The sequence below is a fragment of the Maribacter sp. UH1 genome, from assembly GCF_056839145.1.
In genome coordinates this window covers 3,158,459-3,170,163 of record NZ_CM166387.1, presented here as the reverse complement: position 1 = coordinate 3,170,163, position 11,705 = coordinate 3,158,459, and the positions used below count along the sequence as shown (strand labels likewise).

Genomic DNA, 11,705 nt, shown 5'->3' with positions numbered 1-11,705 from the left:
CGCTAAAACTGACATCTATGATTAAAATATATAAAATACTCCCCTTACTTTTATTGACTTTAACAGGCCTTAATAGTGTTGCACAAGAAAAAATTCCTGAGGTCGAAGCACTATTGAGCAAAATGACCTTAGATGAGAAAATAGGGCAGTTAAACTTACTGACTCCCGGTGGTGGTATTGCTACTGGCTCCGTTGTTAGCGAAAATGTAGAAGCAAAAATTAAAGCTGGTCAAGTAGGCGGACTATTTGGTGTATCCGGACCTGAAAAAGTTAGACAGGCACAAGAAATCGCCATTAAGAATTCTAGATTAAAAATTCCTTTATTAATAGGTTCCGATATTATTCACGGGTATAAAACCACCTATCCTATTCCATTGGGTGTAGCTTCTAGTTGGAATATGAAATTGATTGAAAGCGCTGCAAAAATGGCTGCAAAAGAAGCTACCGCAGATGGTATCAACTGGAACTTCTCACCTATGGTAGATATATCTCGCGATGCCAGATGGGGAAGAATCTCTGAAGGTTCGGGCGAAGATCCTTACTTAGGTTCAGCTATTGCAACGGCAATGGTAAAAGGGTATCAAGGAAAAGATTTAAGTGATGCCTATACTATGATGGCTACGGTAAAACATTTGGCGCTTTATGGTGCCGTGGAAGCTGGACGTGATTATAATTCGGTTGACATGAGCAAGGTAAAAATGTACAATCAGTACCTTCCACCATACCAAGCAGCAGTTGATGCAGGTATTGGTAGTGCCATGACCTCTTTTAATGATATTGACGGTATACCGGCTACAGGAAACAAATGGCTGATTACAGATTTATTGAGAAAGCAATGGGGATTTACAGGATTTGTAGTTTCCGATTACACCTCTGTTAATGAAATGACCGCTCATGGCTTGGGAGATTTGCAAGCAGTATCAGCACAAGCGCTCAATGCAGGATTGGACATGGATATGGTAGGCGAAGGATTTTTGACCACGTTAAAAAAATCTGTTGAAGAAGGTAAAGTAACCGAGGAAGCAATTACTATTGCATGTAGAAGAATTTTGACCGCAAAACATCAATTGGGACTGTTTGATGATCCCTATAAATATTCGGATACTTCAAGACCTAAAAAAGACATCTTAACTGCAGAAAACAGAACGGCTGCAAGAAAAATTGCAACGCAATCTTTTGTACTGCTAAAGAACGAAAACAATGTGCTTCCGTTAAAAAAGGATGCTAAAATTGCATTGGTGGGACCATTGGCGAACGACAAAAACAATATGTTGGGTACATGGGCTCCTACGGGCGACCCGCAACTATCAATACCAGTATTGGAAGGATTAAAAAATGTTGCTCCAAAAGTTAAAATCAGTTATGCCAAAGGCGCAAATATTACTAATGACACCGAGCTTGCCAAGCGTGCCAATGTGTTCGGTTTAAGGGTAGACATCGATAAAAGAACTCCTGAAGCTATGTTATCGGAAGCTTTAAAAAATAGTAAAGATGCAGATGTAATCGTAGCTGTTGTAGGCGAAGCTTCAGAATTTGCCGGGGAAGCCGCAAGCAGAACCGAAATATCGATACCTCAAAGTCAGAAAAAATTAATTAATGCTTTAGTTGACACCGGTAAACCGGTAGTATTGGTTTTATTTAGCGGTAGACCATTGACCATTTCCGATGAATTTAATTTGCCTGTTAGTATTCTACAAGTATGGAATCCGGGTGTTGAAGCCGGTAATGCCATTGCAGATGTACTTTTTGGAGATTACAATCCGTCTGGGAAACTTACCGCAAATTGGCCTAGAAATGTAGGTCAGATTCCTATTTATCATAGTATGAAAAATACAGGTAGACCAGCGCCCACACATCAATTCGAAAAATTTAAATCTAATTATCTCGATAGTGAAATTTCGCCATTATTTCCTTTTGGTTTTGGTTTGAGCTATACCTCTTTTGAATTCAGTGAGATTACAGTTGATAAGAATAAAATAAATCAAGAGGAATCAATAAAGGTCTCCATAACCGTAAAAAATACGGGAGACTACGATGGAGAAGAAGTGGTACAACTATATTTAAAAGATGAGATTCGTAGCATTACCCCACCCGTAAAACAACTAAAGGGATTTAAAAAAGTATTTCTTAAAAAAGGCGAGACGAAAACAGTGACTATAACCCTTTCTGCAGATGATTTAAAATTCTACAACAGCGAATTAAAATTTGTAGCGGAGCCAGGAAAATTCAAGGTGTTCGTTGGTGGCAATTCAGATGCAGAAATGTCTGCCGAATTTGAATTGGAATAATCCCTTAACTAACCATTATTTACAATTAAAAATTAAATTGACTATGCGCATAGTTATACTCATGCTGGTAATTGGATTGTCACATATCAGCTGTAATACAAAAGCAAAAACTGTAACAAAAACTGATCAGAAGCCAAATATTGTTTTCATTATGGCCGATGATCATGCCATACAGGCAATTAGTGCCTATGGGCATCCGATCAGTAAATTAGCGAGTACTCCTAATATTGATAGACTAGCTAAAAATGGTGTACTATTCAACAATAGTTTCGTTACCAATTCCATCTGCGGCCCCAGTAGAGCAGTTATCTTAACAGGAAAGCATAGTCATATAAACGGATTTAGGCAAAACGGAGATCATTTTAATGGCAGTCAGCCGACACTACCAAAAATGCTGCAGCAATCTGGTTACGAAACCGCCGTATTTGGCAAATGGCATTTACACGGCTATCCTGAAGGGTTTGATCACTGGAAAATCATTGTTGACCAGGGAAACTATTATAATCCAGATTTTATCGACAATGGCGATACCACCCGTATTGAAGGTTATGCCACCGATATTATTACTGAAGATGCACTACAATGGTTACAGCAAAACCGAACAGATTCCCTTCCGTTCTTTTTAATGGTTCAACATAAAGCACCACATAGAAATTGGATGCCAGCACTACGACATACAAACCTTTACGATTCGGTGCAGTTTCCGCTTCCGGATAGTTATTTCCCTAAATTCAACAAGCAATGGGCTGCTAAAGAACAATTACAGACCATTTTCAACGACATGTACGAAGGTCATGATCTAAAAATGACAACGGCATATGGTAGCACCCAACTTTTGAACAACCCTTGGACAACCGATTTTGATAGAATGACCCCAAACCAACGTAAGGTATGGGAAACCTCATATTTAGCGAAAAACAATGCTTTTCACAAAGCCAATTTAACCGGAAAGGATTTAGCTATTTGGAAAGGGCAACGTTACATTCAAGATTATATGGCAACCATTGCCGCAGTAGATGAGGGAGTAGGCAAAATTCTAGATTATCTAGAAGAAAGCGGGCTAGATGAAAATACGTTGGTCGTTTATACTTCCGACCAAGGTTTCTGGATGGGTGAAAACGGTTGGTTCGATAAGCGCTTTATGTACGAGGAATCTTTTAAAACACCTCTATTAATGCAATTACCTAGTACCATAAAACCAGGAACCAAAGTTGATGTCATGGTCCAAAATTTAGATTTTGCTCCGACCTTTTTAGCCCTTACCGGGTTAGCCAATCTTAGCAAGGATATGCAAGGTGAATCTTTTATGGGATTATTAAACGGTACCGAAAATGAAGAAGATTTCAGAGATGTTGTGTACTACCATTATTATGATTACCCAGCTTTTCATATGGTAAAAAAACACTATGGAATACGAACAAAACGCTATAAGCTAATTCATTTTTATGATGATATTGATTCTTGGGAATTATATGATTTAGAAAAGGATTCTAAAGAAAAAACAAATCTGATCATGAATACTGAATATGCCGATGTATTAAATGAAATGCATATTAAATTAGACAGTGTTCAATTACACTACAAAATTACTGAGTCAGAATTCAAAACAGCATCTAAATCAGAAGTGGAGAAGGCTTTTAAACAATTTAAAAGATTAAGAGGTAAACCTTCATTTAACTAATTCGTTCTTAACATACCTCAAAGTTTAATTGGGTACATACCCGCATCTTCTTTTTACGTGTATCTGAAAGTACAAAAATCTTATAGCTCATAACATACTAATTTCGGCAAATAAGTTTCTTGCAGAATATTTGCAGAAAAATATAGATATTAAACTAATAACAGATATTAACTAACAGCAAAATATATAAGCTAAATAGCTACATAACAGAGTATTTATATAAAATAGAGGTAGTAGAAATATGATAGTATTATTGATTACGGCTCAAGAGGTTACAGGTTTGAATCCTGTCGAGGTCACAACAGAAAGCTCCATATTCGTATGGGGCTTTTTTTATGCTTACTGTTTTCTAACCTTATCATCAATTCTAAAAATAGACGTCTGCGTAAATTATTAACACATCCATCTCATCGTTTTTTGGTCAATTGGCCGTACTATGTTTAAAATAAAAGTGGCTTTTATTTCAGGCGATAAAATATATGCATTGTTCTTTAAATAATCTAACTACATAATCTTGTTCATGATAAAAATCCAATTCAACCAATGCAGATGATATAATGCTAACAGCAGAAACATCTTTTAGCGCATTTAGTATTTCTGGGTCATTAAATCCCAATACCTTAGACTATCTACAATTTCAATGTAACAAGGAGCTTATCTAGAGGCGCTTTATATAAATACTTCTTTATACTTTTCACTAGCGGTAAACTTGTACCCTTCACCAAAGCTACAGTATATTTTAAAACCCATAATATAAGAACACCCCATTAGAAGCTACTTAAAATAGTTTCTTAGTATCCTTAGCTCACTTTTCTTGGATACGATAATAAATCTACTTCATAATACAAAAACTCAAGATAGCAGGTATAGAATGAGAGTCTACGGGAACTTTATTTATACTAGAAGATATATTCTTTACATCTTTATAAAAACTAGAAATAAAAGAAATTAACCGTTAATTACATTTTTAAACATAGACATCAGTTTTAATTAGTGCCAAGCAACACATATATCACAACTGTAATTATACATAATATAATTGCCATTGGCTTTGTATACTTCCATTCTTTCATTTCCACATAGTCATCTACTTCTTCTTTGATAGTTTTCTTGTTCGGGTAGAAGTAAGAAACTATAAACATTACCAACATGTTCAACACAAATTCTATTCCCCATATATGCACAAAATGAATGTCTACTTTAAATATAAATGTTGTTAAAATATAGAACAACAAGCCTACTAGCAAGGCTATTTTAGCTGCTGTAGCCGATATCTTTTTTAAGAAAAACCCAGCCAGCATTATAGATGCTATGGGTATAAAGAAAATACCATTAAGCTGTTGTAAAAGTTGGTAAAGACCGTCTGGTGCATTGGCTACCATTGGCGCTACCAAAATGGCAAATACCGCAAGTATAGTTGACGTCAATTTGCCCACTCTTACCAACTTTTTATCACTTGCATTTTTACCAACATGTCTTTTAAAGACATCTATACTAAATATAGTAGCCGCACTATTTAAAACACTATTAAACGTACTTAGTACAGCACCCATAATTATTGCTGCAAAAACACCAACAAAACCAATTGGCAACACCTTTTTAACAAGCTCAGGATAAATCATGTCTTGATTGTCATAAAGCGAATCACCAAAGTAATAAAAGGCAATTACACCTGGAAGTATAATAATTATAGGTACTAAAATTTTTAAAACTCCCGTAAAGAGAAGCCCCTTTTGAGCCTCTACCAAATTCTTGGCGCCAAGTGCTCGTTGAATAATGGTTTGATTCATACTCCAGAAATATAATTGATTAATGATCAAACCCGTAAAAAGCACTTCAAATGGCAAAACAGAATCCTTAGCTCCAATGACATTAAATTTTTCTGGACTATGGTTAAACACTGTAGACAAACCTTTTAAAGGATTGCCATCACCAATACCTACCAGTGCAATTATAGGAATTGCCAAACCACCGATCAATAATCCATACCCGTTAATCGTATCTGAAATAGCCACAGCTTTTAGACCTCCAAATATGGCATAAATAGACCCTAAAACCCCTATACAAACTATTGTCACCCAAAGTCCTTCTTCTTTGGTTACATCTAGAACTTCAGAAATATTAAATATACTCTCAATATTTATGGCTCCGGTATACAGAACAATTGGTAATAATGTGACAACAAATGATACCATTAAAAATAACGCCACCAATGTTCTGGTAGTACTGTCAAACCTTTTTTCTAAATACTCAGGTATTGTAGTCAGACCCATTTTTAAATACTTTGGCACAAAATAGATAGCCGCAACTACCAATGCCAAAGCGGAAGTAACTTCCCAGGCAATAATGATAAATCCGTTTTTGTAAGACGAGCCGTTCATACCTATTAAATGTTCGGTAGAAATGTTCGTTAACAACATTGACCCCGCAATAACAACGCCTGTTAAACTTCTGCCTCCAAGAAAATAACCGTCTTTTGAATCTAGTTTTTCTTTTCTAAGTTTATACCATGAGTAGATTGCCACAAAAGCGGTAAAAGCAATAAATGTAATAGCTGTATACATATAGTTAGTTGGTTTAATAAATAAAATGAAGGCAAAAAAAATGCTCTAGTAGCATATTCTAGAGCATTACTAAACTCAAATAATTAAAACAACTAAAAATTTAATTTCTCAGGTAAATACTTTGCCACCAACTCTTTGTAATAAGGCAGTAATTCTTTTGCATCTGGTGGAACAGGCGCTTTTGAATATAGATCATATGGGTTAAATTTCTTTACCCACTCAAACATCTTAATATCTTTTGCCGTCATTAAATGTTCATAATCATTTTCTCTATGTTGCGAGTAAAAAGAATGATAACGAATCATGTACAATGCCGGTTCTGGCAAATAATCTTTCATGATTTGATATAGATACTCATCATGCCCCCAACTCATTTTTACATTGTCCAATCCACAATTTGGTTCGTAGACTCCATATTTTGTATTATATTTTTCGTTCGTAGCATCTGGGTTTGCGCTAAAAAATTCTGGATATACAATCTTATCGGAATACGCACATCCAACAGGGAAAGTATCACCCACTACCGCCCATTGAGGTTCTCCAAAAAGGCAAAGTATTTTACCTAGGTCATGAATAAAACCAGTAAGCACAAACCAGTCTGGATGCCCATCTGCCCTAATTGCTTCTGAAGTCTGTAATAAATGCTGTAATTGATCTAAATCTATATCTGGATCACTATCATCTACCAACGTATTTAGAAAGTCAACGGCTTCCCAAATAGACATTTCTCTCTTATTGAATTGTAGAAATTCCTTTTCCTTTTCAACTACAAAGTCATACGTTTGAAATTCATGATTTATTTTATAAAATTCTTTGACCGTATCTAACCTTTCTGAGTCTACGTAGTTTCTAAACTCTTCTTTTTCTTTTGTTGTTTCTTCTGGATTAGGGTATCTATCTAACAAATTATCTTCCCAATCGTCAATATTATCCATGGGATTGTTCTGTTTATTGAAGGTATTTTCCATAAAGTTGTAATTAGTTTTTGAGTAAGTTGATGTGATATCCTAAAAATATCTACATGCAATCTATATCAATTAAGCTAAGACAAGATGGATAATATTGTCATAAATATGGATAATTTAAAAAAACACAAACATATAAAAATTTCTATTTCAGCAACTTACTAGGTGGAAAGCCAAATTGTTTTTTAAAGCATCTGCTAAAATATAATGGATCATTAAAGCCTATTAAATCTGTTACTTCTGAAACGTTGTATTTTTTAGTCTTCAACAGTTGTGCTGATTTCTTTAATCTAATGGTTCTAATAAATTCGTTTGGTGCCAAATCTGTTAGCTCTTTTATCTTACGGTATAGTTTTGAGGAACTCATCCCTAATTCCTGGCAAAGGTAGTTGGTAGTTAAATCAACATCATCAATATGCTCTTCTATGATATTGGTGACTTGATCCATTAATTCTTTGTCAATCGGCGAATGAGTAAGCAGACCAACTTCACTTTCCATCTCATTAGAAAATTTTGCTTTGAGTTCTAGTCGTGTTTTAATAGTATTTACGATCACCGATTTTAATAGCGAAGGGTCAAAAGGCTTCACCAAATAAGAATCTGCACCAACATCATATCCTTTAACCTTGTCCTCATTTTCAGAAAGCGCCGTGAGAAGAATTACGGGTATATGACTTATAAATTCGTCGTTCTTTAATTCATTACAAAATTCTAAACCGTCCATAACCGGCATCATAACATCTGCTACACATAACATGGGTTTAATTTTTCTACAAAGTTGTAAACCTTCTTTTCCATTTTCTGCCTCATAAACCTTATAGTAGGCAGACAAGTAGTCAATAAGATATTTTCTTAGTTCTATATTATCTTCAATGACCAAAACTTTATCCTTGATCTCTGTATTTGTAGTCTTTCTTTTTGCAGGAACAAATATTTCTGGCTCATCTACCTCTTTATTTGAAATAAATTCAAATACTTCTTTCTTAGTATAGCTTTCTCGGTCAATAGGAATTTCAACTGTAAACGTACTACCCTCATTAGGTTTACTTATAACGACAATAGTACCTTTATGTAATTCAACCAAAGATTTTACAAGTGACAGACCAATACCAGAACCTGTATTGTTTTCTTTACTATTTGTAGCTTGATAAAACCTGGTAAAAATCTTTTCTTGACTTTTAAGGGGTATACCGATACCATCATCACTTACTTCAATAACCAACGTATTTTTATCATTTTCCTTAAGCTTGACAAAAAGATCCACGTGACCATATTTGTTGGTAAACTTAATGGCATTAGACAGTAAATTATATAATATCTTATCGAACTTATCTCGGTCTATCCAACCAAATAAATTTTCTACTTCACTGATAATATTTAAATCAATTTGCTTGTTAAAGGCAAACTCCTTGAAGGAATCAAAAGTATTGGTCGTGAACAATAAGATATCTGTTTTGGACACCTTTAGCTTAAGTTCCCCGGTTTGTGCCTTCCTAAAATCTAAAACTTGATTTACCAAATTTAAAAGTCTACTGGCATTTTGATGAATTAAATTAAACCTGCTTTTCTGATAATCGCTACTGTTATCATTACTTTCCTCCAAAAGCTGTTTTGCCGGTCCCAAGATCAATGTCAAAGGCGTTCTCAACTCATGTGATATATTGGTAAAAAAGCGAAGTTTTTCATTATTTAGTTTTATATCACGCTCTCTATTTACTTTTTCAGTAACCAATTCTTGCTTCAACCTAAGTCTATTCTTCATTTCTTTTCTAATGAAGTATAAAATCAAAATTAAAAGGGCAAGAAATAAGAATAATGCTTGATAGGTTAACCAAAAAGGAGGTTTTATAGTAATATAATAAGCATTTACATCGCTCCAAAAACCGTCGCTATTACTTGATTTTATTTTAAAGGTATAATCACCAGGAAATAAATTGGTGTACTGTACCGTTCGTGAATTACTGGTTGTTGAAATCCAATCTTCATCAAAACCCTCTAACATATACTCAAATCTATTCAGCTTTTCCTTTACATAAGAAGGAGCTGAGAACTGAAGCGAAAAATTTCTGTTTTTATATTCTAAAGTGATATCCTTAATATCATTTATATCTTTTATTAATGGGATTTGACCGTTAATCTCAACCCCTGGTTCAATTTCCTCATTCTGAATTTTAAACTCAGTAATCATGGGAGTTTTAGCAATTTTATTTTCGCTAATGGCGTGAGGCGAAAAATATATAATACCGTTTTTACCCCCTAAAAATATATTTGAATCATTGAAATTGTAAAAACCACTGGAACTAAAAACATCTAATCTATTGCCACTTTCAACGTCGTAAACATTATGATTTTTTAAGTCGGATTTTAACCTGGCAACATTGTTACTGTTCATATTAAACCAGATATCACCATTAGTGTAGGTAAGCATATCTGTTATCCACTTATCACTAAGTTCTGCTGGTTCCAGCAGAGGTTTAAACCTTTTAGTATCGAAATCAAATAGACTAAGACCTTTTCTTGTTGCAGCCCATAAACGCCCCTCATTATCAAACATGATATCGCTTACATTATCATGAGGTAGTCCAATATCTGGTGTAGAAGTAGATGAGTAGTATTCAAAAACATTTTTATCCTTAAGATAATTTACCAAACCTGTCTCTGTAGCAAACCAAATACTAGAATCATTTTGCTTTACAATTTCATTTATTTGGTAACCTTTTAAAAACTGATCTGTTTCAGTTTCATTCTTAAGGCTTGTTGTATTTAAAATCACCACCCCTTCACCAAAAGATCCTATTAAAAGTTGATTTTCTGAAAAGGTTTCAAAAGCAAAAATTGGTGACTGTTCAAATCCCACAGAAATTACTTTAGAGGAATTTTCCCTATAATTATACACCAGTAGTTTACCATTCCATAAACCACAATAAAATGTAACGCCATCTATAGAATAAATACTGGCAATATCTTTTTGGTTGTTATACAGTGGTGAAAAAGCATCTTCGTTTGATATAAAAAGTCCGTTGTGCCTAGTAGCTACAATAACTTTATCATCATAGGTTTTACTAAAACCTCTAATTCTAGGCACTTGATTATCTATATGTAAAGAGATATCCTTATTACTATTAAATTGATTCTCAAATGGATCGTACTTATCCAAACCATCTTCAGTACCGATCCACAACACACCAGAAGAATCAAAGAACAATGCTGACACCTGGTTATCTACTAAAGAGGTATCATCTGTTAGTACTGAATAATACCACTTATAATCACCCTTTTGTATATCTTCTAATTGATTGCAAACCAAAAGACCGCCTAAAGTACCAACCCAATACTTGCCATCATCTACTTGGGTAACCGATAGAAAATAAGGCCCTAGACCATCCTTAATTTCTGTATCCTCTATTTCTAGATTTAAAAATTCATTAGAAGTTTTGTTCAGCTTATACAAGCCCTCTCTAGTACCTATAAAAATATCGGATTTTGCATCTTCGTAGATAAAATTTAAATACGGATTCTTTTCAGTAGAATTAGGTATTGAAAGCGTATAAATTAGTTTTTGGGAGATTTCACCTTCAGCATCAAGAATTAATTTGGCAACACCGCCAGATTCGTAACTACCAATCCATAAATCACCATTCTTATCTTCAACAATAGCTTTTATATAGTTGAAATTTTCAATTTCAACCTTTTTAAAGTTGCCGCTTTCTACGTTTAATATATAAAGCCCACTATTCTTTGTACCTACCCAAACTCTCTTAAACTTATCTACAAAAACAGACCTTATTTCCCCTTCCGGAAGACTTTGTTTATTATTCTCATCTGGCAAATAGGTGTTGAAAGTGTGCGTATCAGTATTGTATAATGAAAGTCCGTCTCTTGTACCTATCCAAAGATTATTTAAATCTTCATCCAAAATTAACGCAGTAATATCATCATTATGTAAATTAGTTGTGTCGTTTGAACTTAAATAAGATTTAAATTCATAGCCATCAAACCTATTTAAACCGGCGAAGGTGCCTAGCCATAAAAACCCGTGTTTATCTTGTACTATATGCCTAACGGCATTATGAGATAAACCACTATCATCATTATAATGCTCAAATTTTATGTCTTGTGCAGTTAAGCTAGCTACAAAAAATATGGTACTAAAAAATATGCCAAAAAGATTTCGCATGTGTTGTTTGAGTCGTTGAGTTAAGTTGAC

At 34.3% G+C, this 11,705-nt stretch carries 5 protein-coding genes; 2 read left to right on the top strand and 3 right to left on the bottom strand.

Features of this window, described 5'->3' with window-relative positions; all coding sequences use genetic code 11:
• The first annotated feature begins 17 nt into the window (after positions 1-17).
• Positions 18-2,288, top strand: coding sequence for a beta-glucosidase BglX (gene bglX, locus UH1x_RS13760; protein ID WP_482622325.1), 2,271 nt, complete (start codon positions 18-20; stop codon positions 2,286-2,288).
• Between the two features lie 43 nt (positions 2,289-2,331).
• On the top strand, positions 2,332-3,969 hold the full coding sequence (locus UH1x_RS13755) for a sulfatase family protein (RefSeq protein ID WP_482622324.1): 1,638 nt from the start codon (positions 2,332-2,334) through the stop codon (positions 3,967-3,969).
• A 986-nt stretch (positions 3,970-4,955) separates the two neighbouring features.
• Here UH1x_RS13755 and UH1x_RS13750 read toward each other — a convergent pair.
• The 3 genes from UH1x_RS13750 to UH1x_RS13740 all read right to left on the bottom strand — a co-directional run bounded on the left by UH1x_RS13750 (position 4,956) and on the right by UH1x_RS13740 (position 11,675).
• Positions 4,956-6,533: a solute:sodium symporter family transporter gene (locus tag UH1x_RS13750; protein WP_482622323.1), complete on the bottom strand. Its 1,578-nt coding sequence runs from the start codon at positions 6,531-6,533 to the stop codon at positions 4,956-4,958.
• A gap of 92 nt (positions 6,534-6,625) precedes the next feature.
• On the bottom strand, positions 6,626-7,501 hold the full coding sequence (locus UH1x_RS13745; RefSeq protein WP_482622322.1) for an inositol oxygenase family protein: 876 nt from the start codon (positions 7,499-7,501) through the stop codon (positions 6,626-6,628).
• 142 nt (positions 7,502-7,643) lie between these two features.
• Entirely contained in the window at positions 7,644-11,675 is a 4,032-nt protein-coding gene (locus UH1x_RS13740) for a hybrid sensor histidine kinase/response regulator transcription factor (protein WP_482622320.1), read from the bottom strand.
• Between the last annotated feature and the right edge of the window lie 30 nt (positions 11,676-11,705).

Coding starts and splice junctions, on each gene's coding strand:
- UH1x_RS13740 (WP_482622320.1), bottom strand. CDS start 11,675: ATGCGAAATCTTTTTGGCATATTTTTTAGTACCATATTTTTTGTAGCT.
- bglX (WP_482622325.1), top strand. CDS start 18: ATGATTAAAATATATAAAATACTCCCCTTACTTTTATTGACTTTAACA.
- UH1x_RS13750 (WP_482622323.1), bottom strand. CDS start 6,533: ATGTATACAGCTATTACATTTATTGCTTTTACCGCTTTTGTGGCAATC.
- UH1x_RS13745 (WP_482622322.1), bottom strand. CDS start 7,501: ATGGAAAATACCTTCAATAAACAGAACAATCCCATGGATAATATTGAC.
- UH1x_RS13755 (WP_482622324.1), top strand. CDS start 2,332: ATGCGCATAGTTATACTCATGCTGGTAATTGGATTGTCACATATCAGC.